Annotated in this window: 14 protein-coding genes, 2 tRNA genes, 1 rRNA gene and 1 pseudogene; 11 read left to right on the top strand and 7 right to left on the bottom strand. The window is 56.3% G+C overall.

The genetic code is table 11. The features are described from left to right. The 7 genes and pseudogenes from rrf to ACTQ3V_RS11415 all read left to right on the top strand — a co-directional run. Positions 1-113, top strand: a 5S ribosomal RNA gene (rrf, locus tag ACTQ3V_RS11445); the annotation flags it as partial. A gap of 118 nt (positions 114-231) precedes the next feature. Further along, entirely contained in the window at positions 232-1,761 is a 1,530-nt protein-coding gene (locus ACTQ3V_RS11440; RefSeq protein WP_441467610.1) for a DUF1538 domain-containing protein, read from the top strand. Beyond that, positions 1,754-2,458 (top strand): hypothetical protein, encoded by a 705-nt coding sequence (locus ACTQ3V_RS11435; RefSeq protein ID WP_441467609.1) that lies wholly within the window; start codon positions 1,754-1,756, stop codon positions 2,456-2,458. The genes ACTQ3V_RS11440 and ACTQ3V_RS11435 overlap by 8 nt, the downstream gene beginning before the upstream one ends. Positions 2,459-2,902: 444 nt before the next feature. Then, entirely contained in the window at positions 2,903-5,236 is a 2,334-nt protein-coding gene (locus tag ACTQ3V_RS11430; RefSeq protein ID WP_441467611.1) for an anaerobic ribonucleoside triphosphate reductase, read from the top strand. A gap of 67 nt (positions 5,237-5,303) precedes the next feature. After that, positions 5,304-5,441: pseudogene (gene nrdD, locus ACTQ3V_RS11425) on the top strand (anaerobic ribonucleoside-triphosphate reductase); the annotation flags it as partial. Next, positions 5,441-5,950 (top strand): anaerobic ribonucleoside-triphosphate reductase activating protein, encoded by a 510-nt coding sequence (gene nrdG, locus ACTQ3V_RS11420; RefSeq protein ID WP_441467608.1) that lies wholly within the window; start codon positions 5,441-5,443, stop codon positions 5,948-5,950. The pseudogene nrdD and the gene nrdG, both read left to right, overlap by 1 nt. 90 nt (positions 5,951-6,040) lie before the next feature. After that, positions 6,041-6,538 carry a GreA/GreB family elongation factor gene (locus ACTQ3V_RS11415; protein ID WP_441467607.1) on the top strand — a complete coding sequence of 166 codons (498 nt, stop codon included), beginning with the start codon at positions 6,041-6,043 and terminating at the stop codon, positions 6,536-6,538. A gap of 56 nt (positions 6,539-6,594) precedes the next feature. Here ACTQ3V_RS11415 and ACTQ3V_RS11410 read toward each other — a convergent pair whose 3' ends face one another. From ACTQ3V_RS11410 to ACTQ3V_RS11380, 7 genes are all read right to left on the bottom strand, one after another. After that, positions 6,595-7,188, bottom strand: coding sequence for a GNAT family N-acetyltransferase (locus ACTQ3V_RS11410; RefSeq protein ID WP_441467606.1), 594 nt, complete (start codon positions 7,186-7,188; stop codon positions 6,595-6,597). Positions 7,189-7,248: 60 nt separating this feature from the next. After that, complete coding sequence (gene upp, locus ACTQ3V_RS11405; protein WP_441467605.1) at positions 7,249-7,878, bottom strand: uracil phosphoribosyltransferase; 630 nt, start codon at positions 7,876-7,878, stop codon at positions 7,249-7,251. Positions 7,879-7,893: 15 nt separating this feature from the next. Then, on the bottom strand, positions 7,894-8,607 hold the full coding sequence (tsaB, locus tag ACTQ3V_RS11400) for a tRNA (adenosine(37)-N6)-threonylcarbamoyltransferase complex dimerization subunit type 1 TsaB (RefSeq protein WP_441467604.1): 714 nt from the start codon (positions 8,605-8,607) through the stop codon (positions 7,894-7,896). Beyond that, complete coding sequence (gene tsaE / locus ACTQ3V_RS11395; RefSeq protein ID WP_441467603.1) at positions 8,604-9,029, bottom strand: tRNA (adenosine(37)-N6)-threonylcarbamoyltransferase complex ATPase subunit type 1 TsaE; 426 nt, start codon at positions 9,027-9,029, stop codon at positions 8,604-8,606. The genes tsaB and tsaE overlap by 4 nt, the downstream gene beginning before the upstream one ends. 69 nt (positions 9,030-9,098) lie before the next feature. Continuing rightward, on the bottom strand, positions 9,099-9,815 hold the full coding sequence (locus ACTQ3V_RS11390) for a tRNA threonylcarbamoyladenosine dehydratase (protein ID WP_441467602.1): 717 nt from the start codon (positions 9,813-9,815) through the stop codon (positions 9,099-9,101). Positions 9,816-10,094: 279 nt separating this feature from the next. Beyond that, positions 10,095-10,170: transfer RNA gene (locus ACTQ3V_RS11385), tRNA-Gly, on the bottom strand. A gap of 150 nt (positions 10,171-10,320) precedes the next feature. Next, a tRNA-Phe gene (locus ACTQ3V_RS11380) sits at positions 10,321-10,396 on the bottom strand. A 129-nt stretch (positions 10,397-10,525) separates the two neighbouring features. On the opposite strand from ACTQ3V_RS11380, the gene ACTQ3V_RS11375 reads away from it, so the two are divergent. From ACTQ3V_RS11375 to ACTQ3V_RS11360, 4 genes are all read left to right on the top strand, one after another. Continuing rightward, the gene (locus ACTQ3V_RS11375; protein ID WP_441467601.1) at positions 10,526-13,894 is read left to right on the top strand and encodes a PD-(D/E)XK nuclease family protein; all 3,369 of its coding nucleotides are present in this window, start codon (positions 10,526-10,528) and stop codon (positions 13,892-13,894) included. A 1-nt stretch (position 13,895) separates the two neighbouring features. Further along, positions 13,896-17,465 (top strand): helicase-exonuclease AddAB subunit AddA, encoded by a 3,570-nt coding sequence (addA, locus tag ACTQ3V_RS11370; RefSeq protein ID WP_441467600.1) that lies wholly within the window; start codon positions 13,896-13,898, stop codon positions 17,463-17,465. A 322-nt stretch (positions 17,466-17,787) separates the two neighbouring features. After that, positions 17,788-19,293 (top strand): IMP dehydrogenase, encoded by a 1,506-nt coding sequence (locus ACTQ3V_RS11365; RefSeq protein WP_441467599.1) that lies wholly within the window; start codon positions 17,788-17,790, stop codon positions 19,291-19,293. Between the two features lie 75 nt (positions 19,294-19,368). Then, positions 19,369-20,664, top strand: coding sequence for a chloride channel protein (locus ACTQ3V_RS11360; RefSeq protein ID WP_441467598.1), 1,296 nt, complete (start codon positions 19,369-19,371; stop codon positions 20,662-20,664). Positions 20,665-20,672: the final 8 nt, after the last annotated feature.

Below are 20,672 nucleotides of genomic sequence, written 5' to 3'. Positions count from 1 at the left end.
GTGTCAATGGTGACGAGGGTACACCTGTTCCCATTCCGAACACAGTAGTTAAGCTCGTTTACGGTGACAATACTTGGCTGGCGACGGCCCGGAAAGATAACTCGATGCGCATATGGATAACGCCGGTTCTGATGAACCGGCGTTTATTTTTTGTTAAGATTCTTTGTGTTTCCCCAATTCATACACTTTCTATGGTATAATATATTGATTTTTGTTTATAGGGGAAATGCAATGAATAAGATTTTAAAGGAAAAAATTGTAGAGGCATTATCGTCTGTTTTACCAATTACGTTGATTGTGCTGCTGCTAAGTATCACAATAACACCGATGCCAGTCGGAACTTTGGTTTTATATCTGGTCGGCGCGGTGTTGCTGATTGTCGGTATGGCATTCTTTTCGCTTGGAACGGATGTCTCTATGACACCAATGGGAGAAGGTATCGGTGCGCAATTACCGCGTACAAAAAATTTGATAGCGGTTGTGGGTATCACATTTGTCATTGGTGTGTTGATTACCATTGCAGAACCGGATTTACAAGTTTTGGCGCAGCAGGTTCCCTCTATTCCCAATGCGGTTTTGATTTGGACGGTAGCAATTGGCGTAGGTCTGTTTTTTGTACTGGCAATGCTGCGCACGCTGTTCAAAATTCGATTGGCTTCCTTGCTGATTGTATTTTATATCGGCGTTTTGATTTTATCCGCATTTGTACCGAATGAATTTGTTGCGGTAGCGTTTGATTCCGGCGGTGTGACGACCGGCCCGATTACCGTGCCGTTTATCATGGCCTTGGGTATCGGTCTGGCTTCCATTCGAGGCGACAGGGATGCGCAGGACGATAGCTTTGGCTTGGTAGCGCTGTGCAGTATCGGCCCGATTCTGGCGGTGTTGCTGCTTGGTATTTTCTATAGAGGCGGTGATCCGGGTTATACTGCTGTTACGGTGCCGGAGGTGGAAGACACCAAGCAGGTGGCGATGCTGTTTGCGCATAGCCTGCCGGAGTATGTACATGAAGTGTTATTTGCTCTAATTCCGATCATTCTATTCTGCGCAGTCTTTCAGTTGTTGTTTCGCCGTTTTCATCGGATGCAGCTAAAAAAAATCGGAATTGGTTTCGGATATACCTTTTTCGGCCTTGCATTGTTTTTGACCGGCGTGAATGTTGGCTTTATGCCCGTAGGTCATTTTCTGGGAAAACAGTTGGCACAAAGCGGACACAGCTGGATGCTGGTGCCGCTGGGCATGCTGATCGGCTATTTTTTGGTGACGGCAGAGCCGGCAGTGCATGTGCTGAACCGTCAGGTAGAGAATATCACCAATGGCGGAGTTTCTCAGCGTGCAATGATGCATAGCCTGTCTATCGGCGTTGCCAGTTCGGTCGGTCTTTCCATGCTGCGTGTGCTGACCGGCATTTCTGTATATTGGATCGTTATTCCCGGCTATCTGCTGGCACTTGGTTTGACGTTTTTTGTCCCAAAGATTTTTACCGGTATTGCGTTTGACTCGGGCGGCGTTGCATCCGGTCCGATGACTTCCACATTCCTCCTGCCGTTTGCAATGGGAGCGTGCGAGGCTTTGGGCGGTAATGTTCTGACGGATGCGTTCGGTATTGTGGCGATGGTTGCAATGACACCGTTGCTGACAATTCAAATTCTCGGCTTGTTGTATCATCGAAAGCTGCGGCGGACAGATGAAGCAGCACAAGCCGGGGCAGAGGAAGAGGAAGAAGTTATCGTTCTGGAAGAGGAGGATCAGCATGGGTGAGTATCAGCCGCAGATGACGGCGCGCAGTGCGGTGGAATTGCTGATATCAGTTGTGGATGTATCGCAAAGCGAAAAGGTGCTCCGTCTGTACCGCGATACCCATGTGCTCGTGGATTTTGTCTGTATGGCACATGGCACGGCGAAAACCGAAATGCTGGATTTGCTCGGCATCGGTGAAACGGCCAAGGCGATTGTTTTTTGCTTGACGGATCGGGAGCGGGCGTGTCTGCTGCTGGAGAAGTTGGGCCATGATCTGCAAATGCGTTATCCGGGCAAGGGCATTGCCTTTACTGTTCCGATTAGCGGAATCGGTATGCGATGGCACAAGGTGTTGACGCAAACAGATGTTGAAAGCGAGGAGGCGGAGAGTATGAGCAAATCAGAGCGAGCCTGTGGATTGGACGCAGTCGTCGTGGTAATGGAGCGGGGATATACGAATGTCGCCATGGATGCGGCGCGTAAGGCAGGCGCGCGTGGTGGAACTGTGATAGCTGCGCGTGGTATTGCGGAGGATGAAGTCAAGCGATTTTTCGGTATCGAGATTCAAGCGGAAAAGGAAATTGTTTTTCTGGTTGTACGCAGTGAGGAGCGGCAGGAAATCATGACAGCGCTGATGAAAGCGGTCGGTATGAATACGCGCAGCCACGGGCTGGTGCTTTCCATCCCGTTGTCGGACGCAATCGGCTTGGCGGATTAAAGAAAATCAAGGTAAACGGAAGAGGCGCAGCAGTGGAGCGGCGGCTCTTTCTGTTTGCAGATTATGGGCTGTGAGGCGTTTGAGTGATCATGTGCGGTTTGTGTAGCGTACACTATATCTTGTGTTGGATTGAAAAATAGAAAAGAATGGTTTGCATTGCATTTATCGACAAGATGTACACAGAATTTTCCACAGAAGAAGAGTTATGCACAGAACCGTCGATTGTTGTCCACAGAGAAAATGCCGAATTTTCAGAGAAACCAACAAGAAAAATATTTTGATTATCACAATTTTTCCAAAAACCCGGTTTCCCCTTGACAGGCCGCTCTATGAGCGGTAAAATATATAGCACAGGCACAAGATATGGTGCGAAAAACGATAGCAATCCACGAAATTTTGTGATCACCGTACGGTGGTCTTTGTATGAGAGAGGAAGCAGAACTTATGATTCAGCAGATCGTCAAACGCGACGGGCGTAATGCCCCCTTTGAGATTGACAAGATTGCGGGTGCGATCTTCCGCGCGGCGCAGGCTTCCGGCGGACAGGATTACGACATGGCGCGCGGTCTGGCTGAACAGGTGGAAAAGACGCTGGAAAAGGTCGTGGGAGAGCAAATTCCCACGGTGGAACAGATACAAGATACGGTAGAGAAGGTTCTGATCGAAAGCGGACATGCCCGCACCGCAAAAAAGTATATTCTTTACCGCAATGAGCGCACCCGTGTGCGCGAGATGAACACCCGGCTGATGAAGGTGTATGAGGATTTAACCTTTCAGTCCTCGCTGGAAAATGACGTAAAGCGTGAAAATGCCAATATCGACGGCGATACAGCAATGGGTACCATGCTCAAGTATGGTTCCGAGGGTGCAAAGCAGTTTTATGAGATGTTTATCCTCGACCCGGCGCACGCCAATGCGCATCGGGAGGGTGATATCCATATCCACGATTTGGATTTTCTGACACTCACCACAACCTGCTGTCAGATAGACCTGCTTAAGCTGTTTGACGGCGGTTTTTCCACCGGTCATGGCTTTTTGCGCGAACCGAACGATATTCGCTCGTATGCGGCGCTGGCGTGTATCGCCATTCAGTCCAATCAGAACGATCAGCACGGCGGCCAGTCGGTCCCGAATTTCGATTACTCGATGGCTCCGGGCATCCGCAAGACGTTCCGCAAGCTGTTTCGCAGCAATCTGGCCAAAGCGCTTGAGGTGTTTGGTGGGGATGAAAACAATGAGGTCGATGCGGCTGCGCTGACCGAACGGGTCGAGCAGCAGACCGGTAAATGGGCTTGCCTTGCCGGAAACAATGGTTATGACGAAGCAATGGCGGCGGCACTGGGCGAAACACTGGACGAGCAGGCGGTCCAGAAATGTATGCGCTTTGCCCGTAAGTATGCGGATAAGGAGACACGCAAGAGCGCCTATCAGGCGATGGAGGCGCTGGTACATAATCTGAATACCATGCATTCGCGTGCAGGTGCGCAGATTCCGTTCTCCTCGCTCAACTATGGCACGGACACCTCGCCCGAAGGCCGTTTGGTTATAGAGCAGCTGCTGCTGGCAACCGAAGCCGGTTTGGGCAATGGAGAAACGCCGATTTTCCCGATTCACATTTTCAAGGTGAAAGAGGGCGTCAACTATAACGAGGGGGAGCCGAACTACGACCTGTTCAAGCTGGCATGCCGCGTTTCCGCGAAACGGATGTTCCCCAATTTTTCCTTTCTGGACGCGTCGTTCAATAAGCAATATTACAAGCCCGGCCATCCGGAAACCGAATGTTCTTATATGGGATGCCGCACGCGCGTCATCGGCAACCACTTTGACCCAACCCGTGAAATCGTCAACGGCCGCGGCAATCTGTCTTTTACTTCGATTAATCTGCCGCGCATTGCTATCCGCAGCCACGGCGATATCGACTGGTTTTTTGAGGATCTGGACCGCAAGATTGATTTGGTCATAGAGCAGCTATTGGCGCGTTTCCGCATCCAGTCGGCCAAAAAAGTGCGCAACTATCCGTTCCTGATGGGCGAGGGCGTCTGGATGGATTCGGACAAGCTCGGTCCGGATGATACGGTTGGCGAGGTGCTCAAGCATGGCACGCTGACGCTCGGCTTCATTGGCTTGGCGGAGACGCTTAAATCGCTGATCGGCAAGCACCATGGAGAAAGCGATGAAGCGCAGAATCTTGGTCTGGAGATTGTCGGACACATGCGGGAGCGTATGGATCAGGCAAGTGAAAAATACGGCCTGAACTTCTCTTTGATTGCAACCCCGGCAGAAGGCCTGTCCGGCCGCTTTGTCAAAATCGACCGAGAGAAGTATGGACGCATTGAGGGCGTGACCGACCGTGATTATTACACCAATTCATTTCATGTCCCGGTCTATTATCCGATCCCTGCATTTGAGAAAATTATGCGCGAAGGGCCGTATCATGAATTGACAAATGGCGGACATATCAGCTATATCGAGCTGGACGGCGATCCGACGCAGAATCTGGAAGCGTTTGAAGCAGTCGTGCGTGCCATGAAGGAAGCTGGTATCGGTTACGGCGCAATCAACCATCCGATTGACCGCGACCCGGTTTGCGGTTATACTGGCATTATCGGTGAAACCTGCCCGCGCTGCGGACGACATGAGGGGGAAGGTGTGCCGCTTTCCAAACTGCAAAAGCTGGGACTTTATAAGCATTTGAACAGTATGACGCTTGGCTATCACGGCGATCCCGCCGAGGAGGCCGATCGTCTGCCCAATACATTGAAAATTGTCAAAGAATGAGAAAGGAAGCGTTTTGATGATGGAAAAGAAGGAAATGCAGGAGCAGTTAATCGGCGAGGGCGTGGGCTTTGAGCGTATCCGCCGTATTACGGGCTATTTAGTCGGTACGCTGGATCGCTTCAATAATGCCAAGCGCGCAGAGGAGCATGACCGCGTCAAGCACACGGTTTCCTGCTGCTCGCTGGAGGAGGAGCACACCGCGTGATGGAAGGCACCATACGCATTGCGGGTACAGTCGGGGAGTCCATTGTGGATGGCCCCGGCTTCCGCTATACACTGTTCACACAGGGCTGTCCGCACCATTGTCCCGGCTGCCATAATCTGCAAACACATGATTTTGCAGGCGGCAAGGACATGGAACTGGACACATTGCTGCGCGATATGTGCAGCAATCCGCTGGTCAAAGGCGTGACGTTTTCGGGCGGTGAGCCGTTTTGTCAGCCCGAGCCGCTGTATCGACTGGCAGTGGAGTTAAAGGCAAGGGGAAAGCACCTGATGGCGTATTCCGGCTATACGTTCGAGCAGTTGTTGGAGCTGCCGGATCCGTTTGTGAAAAAGCTGTTGGGACAGCTGGATCTGCTGGTGGACGGGCCGTTTGTGGAAGCCGAGCGCAATCTTGAATTGCGCTTTCGCGGCAGCGCGAATCAACGTGTGCTGGATGTGCCTGCTTCTCTGGCAGCAAATGCACCTGTGTGGGCGGAGCAGTACCGATAAGGGAAGCTGAAACGGAAAGGCCGCTATCAAGCGGCCTTTTTATGTTCTCACGCGATAAGTCTGCGTGAGAGAAAGAAAAGAGGAAACCGGATGAATGATGAATTGACCGCGCAGGATATCGCAATGATGCAGAAGGAGCTGAACCACCGCAAGCTGGAATTGATGCCTGAACTGATTGAGGAGGTCAAGCGAACGCGCGCATTTGGCGACTTGAGCGAGAATTTTGAGTATAAGGCGGCCAAACAAGCGCAGAATCGCAACCGTAGCCGTATCCGTTATCTGGAGCGCATGATTAAGTCGGCGCGTGTGATTGAGGATCGTGCCGCGGCAGATGAGGTCGGGTTGTTTGACAAGGTGGAGTTGTATTTTGAGGAGGATGACGAAACCGAAACCATACAGGTAGTCACAACCGTGCGGTGTGACCCGTTGCAGGGACGCATCAGCCGTGAGGCGCCGCTGGGGAAAGCCCTGCTGGGCAGAAAGCAGGGGGATCGTGTTTCCGTGATGACCGAGGATGGCGACACCTATACGGTAGTGATTCGCTCGATCTGTAAGCAGGCAGATGACGGAACCGGCTCTATTCTATAAAGAAAAACAGCAGCTGATGAGTAAATCAGCTGCTGTTTTTTCATTGCAAAAGCAAGTTATGGCACGGCTTCCTCCATGTCGTCAGTCTGGTCGGCTTCTGCATTTAACGTGGCGAAAAACGCCGCGGGCTCCACTGCACATATCACATGCGGCAGCTTTTTCCCACGATATGCTCTTGTGAATCGACCAACCGGTTTCATGCCACAAGCGGCTGCAACGTGAAGGGATGCAATGTTATCTGGGCGGATTAGGGCAAGCACGCGCGATGCACCCAGTTTTTCAAACGCAAAGGTGAGTGCAGTGCGGGCACATTCCACTCCATAACCTTGTCTCCACAGATCGCGTCGCACGATATAACCCAATCCGAGCGCAGTAGTATCAGCGTCAAGACGCTCAACCAGTGGACCAGCCAATGCGACCAATGCACCGGTTTCCCGGTCAATACCGGCAAAATACCCGCACTGATCCTCTCGGTAACGACGTAGCATATCCGCGATCCAATCGATGACTTCCTCATAGGAAAAACCGTGTTCCCAGGCGTACATCGTCTGTTTATCTTGAAGGAGCGGGGCGACAAGGGAAAAGTCGTTTGCGCGCAGACGGCGGAAACGTAGACGCTTGGATTCCATTTCATAATGCTGAAATTCCATTTGATTGCTCCTGTAGAAACGGTGCAGCATGTCGCCGCACCGTTGTTGATATTCTGGGATTTACTTGGTGCCGAAGATGCGGTCGCCGGCATCACCCAGACCGGGGACAATATAGCCGTGGTCATTGAGCTTTTGGTCAATGGCGGCTACGAAAATATCTACATCCGGATGCGCTTTCTCAACGGCTTCAATGCCTTCAGGCGCTGCAATGAGGTTCATCAGCTTAATGTGCTTGACGCCGCGGCGCTTGAGTCCGTCAATGGCGGCGATGGCAGAGCCGCCGGTTGCAAGCATCGGGTCAAGCAGCAGCACGTCGCGCTCCTCGATGTCACTGGGCAACTTGCAGTAATACTCAATCGGCTGCAGGCTGTCGGGGTCACGGTACAGGCCGATATGGCCGACCTTGGCGGCCGGAATCATTTCCAGCATGCCTTCCACCATACCGAGACCGGCACGCAGAATGGGAACCAGCGCAATCTTTTTGCCAGAAATAACCTGTACACGCGCTTCTGCCAGCGGCGTCTCAATCGAAATCTCCTTGAGCGGCAGATCGCGGGTTGCCTCGTAACACATCAGCATGGCGATTTCGCGCGTCGCTTCGCGGAACTCCTTTACGCCCGTGGTTTTATCGCGCATCAGGCTGAGCTTATGCTTGATTAGCGGGTGATCCATTTCATGAACGGTAGCCATAATCGTTTGTCTCCTTTAATGTAGATTCGGTGCATTGCCGGAAAGCCGTTTCATACGTTCGCGTTCGGCCTGCGGACGGCGCAGGTAAAAGGCGTCCAGCTCTTGTGGGGAGCAGGTTTTACCTGCCTGTAGTAACGGCAGGGCAACGGCGGCAACGCCGTAGCCAGTGGGGTAACGCAGCTCGGGCGGTGCGAGGCGCAGGCCGGTACATTTTTCCCTAAGGGTATTATAACATAGTTCGGCTCCGTCTCCAACCAGAAAATACGCTGTATCGCCGATTTCTTCCGCAAGGTCGGTCAGTTTGACAGCGCGGTCCTCACACAAGCGGCTGGGCAAACCGTTTTCGATGGAAAACAGCGCGTTATAGACCTGTCCTGCGCGTGCGTCCATCACGCAGCAGAGGCGACCGTCGAGCGCGTGTGCACCGTATGCCATCGCTTCCAGCGTGGATACGCCGATGCACGGCTTGTCCGCGCCAAGCGCCAGCCCTTTGACGGTTGCTACGCCGATGCGCACCCCTGTGAACGACCCCGGGCCGTGCGCCACGGCAATGGCATCTACTTCGTCCAGCGTCAGCCCGCAATTTTGCAGCAGGCCCTCTACCATCGGCAGCAGCGTGCGCGAATGGGTCAGCCCGCAGTTTTGAAAAGATTGCGCGATGAGTTTTTCGTCCTCGGTCAGCGCTACCGAGGCGCTGACGGCGGAGGATTCCAGTGCAAGAATTTTCATGCGCGTACCTCCCCGATGGTGATGCGCCGATCATTCGGCTCATTTTCATATGCAATGTGTACGGTTTTGTATTGTGCCGGTAAGATATCAGCCGCGTTTTCGCTCCATTCCATCAAAACGATGCGGCTCCCGTCCAAGTATTCTTCAAAGCCGATTTCAAAAAGCGCTTCGCTGTCCAGAATACGGTACAGGTCAAAATGCGCTACACGACCGCTGGGTGTGTCATATTCGTTGGCGATGGCAAAAGTCGGGCTGGTGACTCGTCCTTGATAGCCGAGTCCACGCAGCACGCCGCGGGTGAACGCGGTTTTGCCCGCGCCGAGGTCGCCGGAGAAGGCGACAACATCGCCCGGTTGCAGCGATGCGGCATAATTTGCGCCCAAGGCTTCGGTTTCCTCGGGCGAGTGGGTGATATATTCCATTGAAACACCTTTTCTTGTGGATTCTGGCTTTATCATATCATGGACGAGCACAAATAGCAAGGTGCGCGCTCAGGGCAGCATATCAGCGGTCAGCGTCTTGATGACTTCGCCCGCCAGAATCATACCGGCAACCGGCGGCACAAAGGATACGCTGCCGGGCACGGCGCGGCCTGCGGTGCCTTTTTGTTCCTCCGAGGGCAGGGGAGTGCGGGCCTCTTCCTTGGAGTAAACCACTTTGAGACGGCGGATGCGACGCTTTTTACATTCAAGCCGAATGACGCGTGCGAGCGGGCAGACCGAGGTCTTATAAATGTCCGAGACCTCGAAGCGTGTCGGGTCGAGCTTGTTGCCTGTGCCCATTGAGCAGATAAGCGGCACACCCAGCCGGTCACATTCCGAAATCAGGTGCAATTTCGCGGTGACGGTGTCGATGGCATCAATGATATAATCGAATTGCGTCAAATCAAGCATGCTGTCCGGCGTGTAAAACTGTTGCAGCGCGTGTACGGTGCAGCGCGGATTGATGTCTGCGATGCGTTCACGCATGACTTCGACCTTGGCTTGTCCGGTGGTCGAAACAAGTGCAATCAGTTGACGGTTGCGGTTGGTCAGGGAAACCATGTCGTTGTCTATCAGTGTCAGTTCACCAACGCCTGCGCGGGCCAGCGCTTCACAAGCGAACGAGCCGACACCGCCGATACCAAAAACCGCGACATGCGACGAAGCCAGTTTTTGCAGCGCATCCGCGCCGAGCAGCAGCTCTTCACGGGAAAATTCATGCAGCATAATTGAAAACCTCTCAATAAAGTATGGTCAGAGTATATCACAGACCGTTTGCGTGGGCAAGCGGGGGCAGAAAGTGGAAAACAAAACGGATGACTGTCGCGGGGCACAAAACCCGCCCGTCGAGGTCGGATTTTGTGAGGATCCGTCCGACTGGGGCAGTCGGCCTAATCACATGCCCGAAAAAACATGCCATCGGCATGTTTTTTACCGGGCTTTCGCGCCTCACCAGTTGCGTATTACCAAAAAGAAAACGCCTGTCATAGACAGGCGTTTTCTTTTTGGAGCGGCTGACGAGGCTCGAACTCGCTACCTCCACCTTGGCAAGGTGGCGCTCTACCAGATGAGCTACAGCCGCATATATTTGGTGCCTCCGGGCGGAATCGCTTTGCTGCGGCAAAGCCACGGCGGTTAAAACAATCCACCGGATTGTTTTTAAGAGCCGCCTTTCGACTCCTGCGATGGACATGGATTTTGTAAGAGCCATTCGCGATAACGCTTAACAAAATGGTGCCTCCGGGCGGAATCGAACCACCGACACGGGGATTTTCAGTCCCCTGCTCTACCGACTGAGCTACAGAGGCATTCACAGCACGAGATATAGTATAGTCGAAACTTGGAGAAAAGTCAACCATAAATTTTCCTTTTTTTCATTTGGTTGCGGAACGGTGTGAGGGCATGGTATGATAGACCAAGCGAAAGGAGCGTGTACCATGCGAATTTGGACGGGCCGCGCGGCAAGCGGCAAAACAACGGCGATTCTGCGGGAAATTGCGGAAGCCTGCCGAAAGGGCGAGGGGAAGCAGGTTCTTCTGGTTCCGGAACTAAACTCGCATCAGATGGAGCGCCGGCTTGCCGAGGCCACTGAAAACCATGGCGCGCGCACTGCCGAGGTGCTGACATTTTCGCGTCTGGCCGACCGTGTTTTTTCCGAGGTCGGTGGGCTGGCGCAGCAGATGCTGACCCCCGCAGGGCAGCTCCTTACTTTGCAAGAAGCAGCGCGTCGTGTGCAGGGTGGTCTTTCGGTCTGGAGCGGTCTTGCGGACAAGCCCGAACTGCTGCGCGAGACGCTGCGACTGGTGGATGAGTGCAAAACCTGTGCGGTTTCGCCCGAAATGCTGTTCGATGCAGCGCAAGAGAGTGAGGACGCGGCGCTTTCCGCGAAGTTGTCTGACTTAGCGCAGCTGCTGACCGCTTATGAGCGCCTTTGTGAACAGTCGCTTCCCGACCCGCGTGACCGCCTGACCCATCTGCGCGACCGTCTGCCCGAAAGCCATGTACTGACGGGGGCACAGGTGTATCTGGATGGTTTTCTGGGTTTTACCGTACAGGAGCTGACCGTAGTGGAGGCGATGTTGTCGGCGGGCGTACCGCTGTCGGCAGCCGTGACCTGCGATTTGTCGCAGCCGGAGATTTTTGTGACCGGCTGCAAGACGGTCAAGACGCTCACCCGTATGGCAAAGCGGCATAATCAACAGGTGGAACGGATAGAATTGGGCGCCAGCTGCCTGTCCCGCCCGGCGGGATTGGCTGCGGTGGAAGCGGAAAGCCTGCTGCCTGTGCGCGGCGTGCACGAAGAGGCAGGCGAGGGCGTGCGTCTGTACGCGGCGACCTCACCCTTTGACGAGTGTGAGCATGCAGCGGCCTATATCCGTCGCAAGGTGCGCGACGAAGGTGCGCGCTACCGGGATTTCGTGATTGCGGCGCGAGATATCGAGCCGTACAGCGCGGCTTTGGCGATGGCAATGGCACGGTATGATGTGCCGGTGTTTCTGGCAGAAAAGCCCGACCTGCTTTCCCGCCCGCCCATGGCACTGGTGATGGGGGCTTTGGAGGCGGTGCGCACGGGCTTCCGGTATGAGGAAATGTTCGGCTGTCTCAAGACCGGATTGACCAGCCTGACGCGCGATGAGGTCGACCGGTTGGAAAACTATGTGCTGACATGGAACATCCGCGGCGGCGCGTGGGAACGCGACTGGACCGAGCATCCGGACGGATACGGTTTGCCCATCCATGAGGATATACGCGCAGAGCTGGTCAGCCTGAATACTTTGCGGGCACGGGCGATTGCGCCGTTTGCTGCTTTGCGCGAGCGTCTGAAGGGCGAAAACCCCGCCTCTGACTGCGTGCGCGCACTGTATGATTTTCTGCTTGCGGTGGATGCGCCGCAGCGCATGGCGGACCGTGCCGCCGCGCATGAACAGGCGGGACGGTTGCAGCTGGCGGACGAGTACCGGCAGTTGTGGGAGATTTTAGTCTCCGCGATGGAGCAGTTTGCGTGGGTGTGCGGGGAGACCTTGCTTACCGCCGAACGGTTTGCGCAGCTGTTCCGGCTGGTGCTGGGGGAGTACGACGTCGGCTCGATTCCGGTTTCGCTCGACCGTGTCACCTGCGGCAATATCGAGCGTGTTTGCGGCGAGAACGTCAAATATGTGATTTTGCTCGGCGTCAATGACGGGCTGATTCCGAAAACTACGGCTTCTACATCGCTGCTGAGCGATATGGATCGGGATAAGATGGACGCGCTGGGCGTGGAGCTGAAAGCCTATGGTGCGGAGCGGTTGCTCATGGAGCAGGAAACACTGTACCGCGCGCTGGCGTGCCCGTCGGAGGAGCTGCTGCTGTCCTATCACACCGCAGACGCTGCGGGCGGCGAGACGCGGCCTTCGTACTTCATCGGCACGGTGCGCAGCCTGCTTCCCGCAGTGCCACTGGACGCGTATCAGGCACAGTCGGTACGCGACCGCTTGCAGGCCGAACGTCCAGCAGTGGAACTGGCGTGTGCCTATTTATCGGGCGACCGTTCGCCCGCCGTGCGCGCGGCCTATGATTTCTATGAGGATGACGAGCGGGTGCACCGCGCGTCGGCCCAGCGGCGCGGGCGCGGTCCGCTGGAAAATCTGCACACTATCGAGGGACTGTACGGCAAACACCTGAATTTGACCGCCTCGCGGGTGGACACCTTTTATTCCTGCCGGTTTGCGTTTTTCATGCAGTACGGCCTCAAGGCCAAGCCGCGCAAGGTAGCGCGGTTCGACGCGCTGGAAACCGGCACATTCCTGCATTATGTGCTTGAGCATGCGCTTGCCGAGCTGGGCAAAACCGAGGGCGGCGCGGCGGCTGCCGACGAGGCAACCGTTCGGCGCGTGTGCCGCGCGGTTGTGCGGCAATATGTGCGCGAGGAACTCGGCGGACTGGAGACGCGCACGGCGCGCTTTCGCTATCTGTTCGGGCGGCTGGCCCGCACGGCGGAGCAGATTCTGGAAAACGTGCTGGAAGAGCTGCGCGTGTCCGACTTTGAACCCATCGACTATGAGGTGGATTTCTCGCGCGGGGGTGATTTGCCGCCCGTCACATGTGAGGATGCGGATGGCGACGTGTCGCTGTCCGGTAAGGTGGACCGCGTGGACGGTTATATCAAAAACGGGCGGCTGTATCTGCGCGTGATGGACTACAAGAGCGGGAAAAAGTCGTTCTCCCTGTCGGATATTTGGTATGGGCTGAACATGCAGCTGGTCATTTATCTGTATGCCTTGCAGCAGGAAGGACTGGAGCGCTACCGTGCACGGCTGGAAGCCGAACTGAATGAAATCGTGCCGGCGGGTGTGCTGTATGTGCCAGTGCGCGATGCGCTGCCGGATGCCGCGCGAGACACGGACGAGGATACCTTGCGCGCCTTGCGCGACAAAGCGCTGCGCCGCAGCGGTCTGCTCAGCGACGACATGGAGCTGCTTGACGCGATGGAGCACGGGCTGGAAGGTGACGGCCGTTTTCTGCCAGTGTCGGTCAAGGTGAAAAAGGGAGAGGACGTGCCGACGCTTGCGGCCAAAAGCGCGGTGGCCGATTTGGAGAAATTCGGCAGACTCGCGCGATACACGCATAAAAAATTGCTCGAAATGGGCAAAGAGCTGCGTGCAGGCAGTGTAACGGCCGACCCTTGCAAAAAGGATAAGCAGTCGAGTTACTGCGATTGGTGCGATTTCCGCGCAGCCTGCCGCTTTGATGAGACAGCGGGAGACAAGGCGCGCTTTTTAAAACATCTGACAGACGAAGAATTCTGGCAGCAGGCAGGAGGTGAGTGACGTGCCGCAGTGGACCAAAGACCAGCAGACCGCAATCCAAAACCGGGGCGGTACGCTGCTCGTCTCGGCGGCGGCGGGTTCGGGCAAGACCGCCGTGCTGGTCGAGCGGGTGCTAACTCGTCTGACCGACCCGGAAAACCCGGTGGATATTGACCGGCTGCTGCTGGTGACCTTCACCAATGCCGCCGCCGCCGAAATGCGTGAGCGTATCGGGGCTGCGCTGGCGCAGGCGGTTGCGCGCGACCCGCAGGATACACGCCTGCGCCGACAGTTGTTCTTGGTGCATCGCGCCAAAATCACGACTGTTCATGCGCTGTGCTTGTCGCTCGCGCGGGAGCAGGCCGCGGCGCTCGGCATTGCGCCGGATTTCCGTCTGATGGACGCGCAGGAGGGAAAAATCCTGCGCACCGAAGTGCTGGAAGAGGTGCTGGACGCGGCCTACGAGCGCGGCGAGGCGGGCTTTTTCGCGCTCTGCGATTTGCTGACCGCGGGGCGGGATGACAAAAAACTGGGCGACGTGATTTTGAGCACATACGAAAAGATTCAGGCGCATCCCGACCCGCAGGGATTCTTGGAAACGGTGCGGCAGGGATTGCACGCGGACGGCATGGACACACCGCACGCGGCGGTGCTGCTCACGCAGGCGCGCGCGGCAGCGGAGCACGGCGCGGCTTTTCTTCACATGGCGGTGGATGCTGTGACCGGCATTGACGAGCTCTATGACACCTATCTGCCCGCGCTGACGAGCGATCTGAACCAAGCCGAGCGCCTGCTGGACGCGCTATACAGCGGGGATTGGGATGCCTGCGTGGAAGCGGCGCAGTCGATTACATTTGACCGTCTGAAAGCCGCGCGCAAATTCGAGGACAAGGCGTTTCTGGAGGAGATAAAAGCCCTGCGCGAGGAGTGGAAAACGGTCGCCAAAACCATCCGGGAGAAGTGGCTGACCGTGTCGGCCGAGGAAGCGGCCTACGACCGCACGTTGACCGCGCCCGCATTATCCGCACTGATTGACATGGTAAATGCGTTTGAACAGGCGTTTTCCGATGCCAAGCGCGTGCGCAATGCTGCGGACTTTAACGATTTGGAGCATTTTGCCGTGCGACTGTTGTATGATGGCGCACAGCCTCCCGCGCTCGCGCGCACGCTTAGCCAGCAATATGCTGAAATCGCAGTGGACGAATATCAGGACACCAACGCAGTGCAGGACGCAATTTTTCGCGCGCTGTCGCAGGAAGAGCGTAACCTGTTTCTGGTTGGTGACGTGAAGCAGAGCATTTACGGCTTTCGTCTGGCAGACCCGTCCATTTTTCTGCAAAAGTATCATGCCTTTGCCGACGCAGATGAGGTGCAGGACGATGCGCCGCGTCGTGTGGTGCTTGGACAGAACTTCCGCTCGCGCGGGGCAGTGCTGGATGCGTGTAATTATCTGTTTTCGGCTGTGATGGGCGAGACGGTCGGCGATTTGCAGTATACCGATCGCGAAGCCTTACACCTTGGCATGGACTATCCGGACGCCGGGCATGCGCGGTACAAAACCGAGGTGCTGCTGCTCGACGCGGCGGGATTGGGTGAGGACGAGGATGCGCCGGATAAAACCTCGCTGGAAGCACGTCTGGTTGCGTCCCGCATCCGTGCTCTGCTGGACGAAGGATTCCCGGTCTTTGACAAGGAGACAGGTGCGCTGCGGCCGGTCACGCCGGGCGATATCGTCATTCTGCTGCGCTCGCCGGGACCGCGTGCGCAGGTATTCATCGCAGCACTCGAACAGGCCGGCCTGACTGCCGGCGCGGAGGAGCGCGGCGGATTGCTGGGCACGGCTGAGGTAGGCACGATGGTGTCGCTGCTGGCGGTCATTGACAACCCGCGGCAGGATGTGGACCTCATCGGCGTGCTGCGCTCGCCGCTGTTCGGATTTACCGAACAGGAGCTGGCCGACATTCGACTGATCGACCGACACATCGGTTTTTACGATGCACTGGTTGCCTCGCGTGAGCAGTTTGATAAGGTTGAACTGTTCTTACAGCAGCTGGACGATTTGCGCACCTTCGCGTGCGACCAGCCGGTGTATCGATTGCTGTGGGAGATTTACGACCGGACGGGGGCGCTCGGTTTGTATGGTGCGCTGCCCAATGGCGCGCAGCGGCAGAGCAATCTGCTGGCGTTTTTTGAGCGGGCGCGCGCCTTTGAAGCGCAGGGCTATCGCGGCCTATTCGCCTTTGTGCGCTTGCTGCGCGGCATGCAGGAGACAGGGGAGGACTTCCAGACGGTTGGTGCGGAGACGACAGGCGGCGCGGTGCGTATTCTGTCCATTCACAAGTCCAAGGGTCTGGAATTTCCAGTGGTAATTGTGGCAGGCTGTGCCGGTCAGTTCAACGAAATCGACTTACGTGAGCCAGTGCTGGTTCATAAAGAGCTGGGCTTTGGCTCGAAGTGCCGCGACCTGACGCGTGGCGTGCAGTATGACACGGTCGAGCGAACCGCGGTCGCAGTGCAGCAACGGCGCGAAATGGTCAGCGAAGAGCTGCGCGTTCTGTACGTCGCGCTGACACGTGCGCGGGAAAAGCTGATTATCACCGCGGCAAGCGGGACGCTGGAAAAATCACTGCAAAAGTGGGCGCAGTGGGCAGTGCTCGACCGGCTGCCGCAGTACGCCATGGGCGCGGTGCGTGCGCCGCTGGCATGGATTGTCGCGCCGCTGCTGCGGCATCCTGCGGCGCGTGCATTGCGGGACGCCTACGGGCTGGAGGTGCCCGAGCACGGTACGGACTGTGATGCGTTTATTCTGCGGGTGTTCCGGCCGGATGAGGTTGCCGAGCCTGCGCTGCCCGAGGTACTGCGTTTTGCCGAGGCAGATACGCAGGGCTACACCGTACAGCCGTATTTGCAGTACCCGAATGCTTTTCTGTCCGAGCTGCCCAGCAAACTGACCGCGACCGGTTTGGGTCGCGGCTATCGCGCGGACGAGGCTGCCGAGCAGACGCCGCCGCCGCGCCGTGAAGTAAAGCTGCGCGCGCCGCTGTTCGAGCAGGGGCAGCGCCGCCTGACACCTGCCGAGGTCGGCACAGCGCACCATTTGTTCATGCAGTTTTGCGATTTTGATGCGGCGTCGGCGCCGGGCGGCGTGGAGCGTGAACGGCAGCGGCTGGAAGAGGCGAGACTGCTGTCGCCCGAGCAGGCGGCGGCAATCGACCCGAGAAAGATCGAGGCGTTTTTCACATCCGACTTATACCGCGGCCTGATGGCGGCGTATCCGGTGCGGCGGGAGTTTAAGTTTTCCGTTCTGGTGCCGGCGGCGCGGTATTATCCGGTGGCGGAGCAGGCGCCCGAAGAGAAGGTACTGCTGCAAGGCGTCATCGATTGTCTGATTGACACGCCGGAGGGCTTTGTCATTTTGGATTTTAAAACCGACAGGGTGACCGAAAATGGTCTTGCCGCCCGCGCGTCGCAGTACCGCGCCCAGATGCAGGCTTATATGCTGGCGGTGCGGGAAATTTTTGTGCGGCCGGTTTGCCAATGCGTATTGTATTTCTTCCATAATGGTTTGAGCTGGACAATGGAGGACAGTTAAGATTGCGTTAAGAACGCCGGTGTTCTGTTGACAGTGTGCAGGGAAAATGCTAACCTGATAGCGAAAAAAAGCAAGGGATACCGGCGACGGCCGGACGATTCCGCCAGTATTGGAAAGCCCATAACATTCATTCCTCATTTCCAAAAGGGAGAGCCGCGGTTTGATAAACTGCGGTTCTTTCTTTTTGCGCTTTTGCATAACGGGCGGTAGACAAATAAGCGCAAAATCCGTCACATGCCCGCTTTACTTTGTTCGGTAAAAAGGATATAATAAAAACTAATATACAATCCGGAAAACAGGAATGAAGAAAAGGAGTAACTTTATGGCATATTATTTCAGTGAACCTTCGCATACGTTCAACGAATATCTGCTTGTGCCGGGATATTCCTCCGCGGAGTGTATTCCGGCCAACGTCAGCCTTCGCACTCCGATTGTCAAGTATCGTAAGGGAGAGAAATCGGCGCTGTATGCCAATATCCCGATGGTTTCGGCTATCATGCAGGCGGTTTCGGACGACCGCATGGCGATCGCACTGGCGCAGGAAGGCGGTATCTCCTTTATTTACGGTTCGCAGACGATTGAAAGCGAAGCGGCCATGGTGGCTCGTGTCAAGAGCTATAAGGCAGGCTTTATCGTGTCTGATTCCAATCTGCGTCCGGAGCAGACGCTCGCGGACGTCTTGGAGTTGAAGGCAAGGACCGGTCACTCGACGATGGCGGTCACAGAGGACGGTACGGCAAACGGCCGTCTGCTCGGCATCGTCACCAGCCGTGATTATCGTGTTTCCCGTATGGAGCGCGATGTGCGGGTATCCGAGTTTATGACGCCGTTTGATAAACTGGTCACCGCACCGGCGGATACTACGCTCAAGGCGGCAAATGACATCATCTGGGATCACAAGCTCAATTCGCTGCCGCTGGTGGACGAGGAGCAGCATCTGGTCTATATGGTGTTCCGTAAGGACTATGACAGCCATAAGGCGAACTCGCTGGAGCTGCTCGACAAGCACAAGCGTTATGTTGTCGGCGCGGGCATCAATACCCGAGACTATGCCGAGCGCGTGCCGGCGCTGGTGGAGGCCGGTGCGGACGTGCTGTGTATCGATTCTTCGGAGGGTTTTTCCGAGTGGCAGAGCCGCACGCTTGCGTGGATTCGCGAGAACTACGGTGATAGTGTGAAGGTCGGCGCGGGCAATGTGGTCGACCGGGAGGGCTTCCGTTTCCTCGCGGACGCGGGCGCGGACTTTGTTAAGGTCGGCATCGGCGGCGGCTCCATTTGCATCACCCGCGAGCAGAAGGGCATTGGCCGCGGTCAGGCGACGGCGCTGATCGAAGTGGCCGCCGCGCGTGACGAATATTATCTGGAAACCGGTGTGTATGTGCCGATTTGCTCGGACGGCGGCATTGTGCATGACTATCACTGCACGCTGGCACTGGCGATGGGCGCGGATTTCCTGATGCTCGGCCGCTATTTCTCGCGCTTTGACGAATCTCCGACCAACAAGGTTAACATTAACGGCAGTTACATGAAGGAATACTGGGGTGAAGGCTCGTCTCGTGCGCGTAACTGGCAGCGCTACGATATGGGCGGCGATAAAAAGCTGTCCTTTGAAGAAGGCGTCGATTCCTATGTGCCGTATGCCGGTTCGCTGAAGGATAACCTGGGCCTGACGCTTAGCAAGGTTCGTTCGACCATGTGCAACTGCGGTTCGCTCTCTATTCCGGAGTTCCAGAAGAAGGCCAAGATTACGCTGGTATCCGCGACCTCGATTGTCGAGGGCGGCGCGCACGACGTGCTGCTCAAGGAGACCACGACGACCAGCAAGTAAGCAAAGCTGCGTCTGAACAGATTGCCCCGCAGATTAGCTGCGGGGCAATTCTTGTGGGAAAGGGGAATGTGTAATATGGAGAGTGAGCGCCGGAAAGCCATCGGCGGGTTGCTTCGCATGCTGCACGGACTGGGCTATCGTGTGCGGCGCAGCGGCGGCGTTTTTCTGCGCTGGTGCGTGTTTGCGGTGGTGATTGGTCTGGTAGTGGGCGCGGTGGGCGCGGCGTTCCATCGGATGCTTGAGTGGGCGGGAGAGACGCGCGCAGCGTATCCTTGGCTGCTGTATCTGCTGCCGTTTGCGGGCGTGTTCATTGCGTTCTGGTACAGGCGGGCAGATATGCCGCTTGAGCGGGGGACAAATTTCATTCTGACCTCGGTGCGGGAAAATCATCCGGTGCGGCTGCGGCTGGCGCCGAGCATTTTTGTCACCTCGATTCTGACGCATCTGTGCGGCGGTTCGGCCGGCCGTGAGGGCGCGGCGATTCAGCTCGGCGGCGCGATTTCCGGCAACATCGGACACTGGATGCGGCTGGACGATAAGGACAGCCGTACGATTACCATGTGCGGCATGGCAGCAGGCTTCGCTGCGCTGTTCGGCACGCCGCTGGCAGCGAGCGTTTTCGCTATGGAGGTTATCAGCGTTGGTGTGATGTACTATGCGGCGCTGTTTCCGTGTGTGCTCGCGTCGGTGATTGCGCATTATGTGGCGCTTGCCCTTGGCGGCGGGACGACTGCGTTTGCGCTTTCCGGTGTGCCGCAGGAGGTTGAGCCTTTGCTGCTGGTCAAGCTGGTGCTGTTCGGTGTGGTGTGTGCGGTGCTGAGCGCGGTAGTTTGTATCGTGTTTCACCATATTGGGCACCTTTTCAAAAAGTACATACCCAATCCATATTTGTGCATAGCCATAGGCGGACTGGTGGTTGTGCTGATGTCTTTGCTGCTCGGCACACGAGACTATAACGGCGCGGGCATGGAGGTCATCGAGCGCGCGGTCGCGGGCGAAGCGGAGTACACGACGTTTTTCATCAAGCTGGTGCTGACCGCCATCACCATCGGTGTGGGCTATAAGGGCGGCGAAATTGTGCCGGTACTGTTCATTGGAGCGACGTTTGGCGCAGCTTACGGCGGCTTTTTCGGGCTTGCGCCTTCGTTTGCAGCGGGACTGGGTATGACGGCGGTGTTCTGCGGCGTGACCAATGCGCCTCTGACCTCGATTCTGCTGGCGTTTGAACTGTTCGGTGGGCAAAGCCTTGCGCTGTTCGCGCTGGTGATTGCCATTTCTTATATGCTCAGCGGGTATTACGGCCTGTACAGCGAGCAAAAGATTCTGTATTCCAAACTGCGGCCGCAGTTTATCGACCGCAAGACAAAATAACATTGCTT

This window comes from Candidatus Agathobaculum pullicola, from assembly GCF_052117205.1.
GTDB classification, from domain to species: Bacteria; Bacillota; Clostridia; order Oscillospirales; family Butyricicoccaceae; genus Agathobaculum; species Agathobaculum pullicola.
Note: the sequence above shows the minus strand (reverse complement) of the source record. Positions and strands in the feature narration are given on the sequence as shown.

Bases quoted from the DNA above. Each gene is read 5' to 3' on its own strand.
- ACTQ3V_RS11440 (WP_441467610.1), top strand. From the start codon at position 232: ATGAATAAGATTTTAAAGGAAAAAATTGTAGAGGCATTATCGTCTGTT.
- ACTQ3V_RS11435 (WP_441467609.1), top strand. From the start codon at position 1,754: ATGGGTGAGTATCAGCCGCAGATGACGGCGCGCAGTGCGGTGGAATTG.
- ACTQ3V_RS11430 (WP_441467611.1), top strand. From the start codon at position 2,903: ATGATTCAGCAGATCGTCAAACGCGACGGGCGTAATGCCCCCTTTGAG.
- nrdG (WP_441467608.1), top strand. From the start codon at position 5,441: ATGGAAGGCACCATACGCATTGCGGGTACAGTCGGGGAGTCCATTGTG.
- ACTQ3V_RS11415 (WP_441467607.1), top strand. From the start codon at position 6,041: ATGAATGATGAATTGACCGCGCAGGATATCGCAATGATGCAGAAGGAG.
- ACTQ3V_RS11410 (WP_441467606.1), bottom strand. From the start codon at position 7,188: ATGGAATTTCAGCATTATGAAATGGAATCCAAGCGTCTACGTTTCCGC.
- upp (WP_441467605.1), bottom strand. From the start codon at position 7,878: ATGGCTACCGTTCATGAAATGGATCACCCGCTAATCAAGCATAAGCTC.
- tsaB (WP_441467604.1), bottom strand. From the start codon at position 8,607: ATGAAAATTCTTGCACTGGAATCCTCCGCCGTCAGCGCCTCGGTAGCG.
- tsaE (WP_441467603.1), bottom strand. From the start codon at position 9,029: ATGGAATATATCACCCACTCGCCCGAGGAAACCGAAGCCTTGGGCGCA.
- ACTQ3V_RS11390 (WP_441467602.1), bottom strand. From the start codon at position 9,815: ATGCTGCATGAATTTTCCCGTGAAGAGCTGCTGCTCGGCGCGGATGCG.
- ACTQ3V_RS11375 (WP_441467601.1), top strand. From the start codon at position 10,526: ATGCGAATTTGGACGGGCCGCGCGGCAAGCGGCAAAACAACGGCGATT.
- ACTQ3V_RS11365 (WP_441467599.1), top strand. From the start codon at position 17,788: ATGGCATATTATTTCAGTGAACCTTCGCATACGTTCAACGAATATCTG.
- ACTQ3V_RS11360 (WP_441467598.1), top strand. From the start codon at position 19,369: ATGGAGAGTGAGCGCCGGAAAGCCATCGGCGGGTTGCTTCGCATGCTG.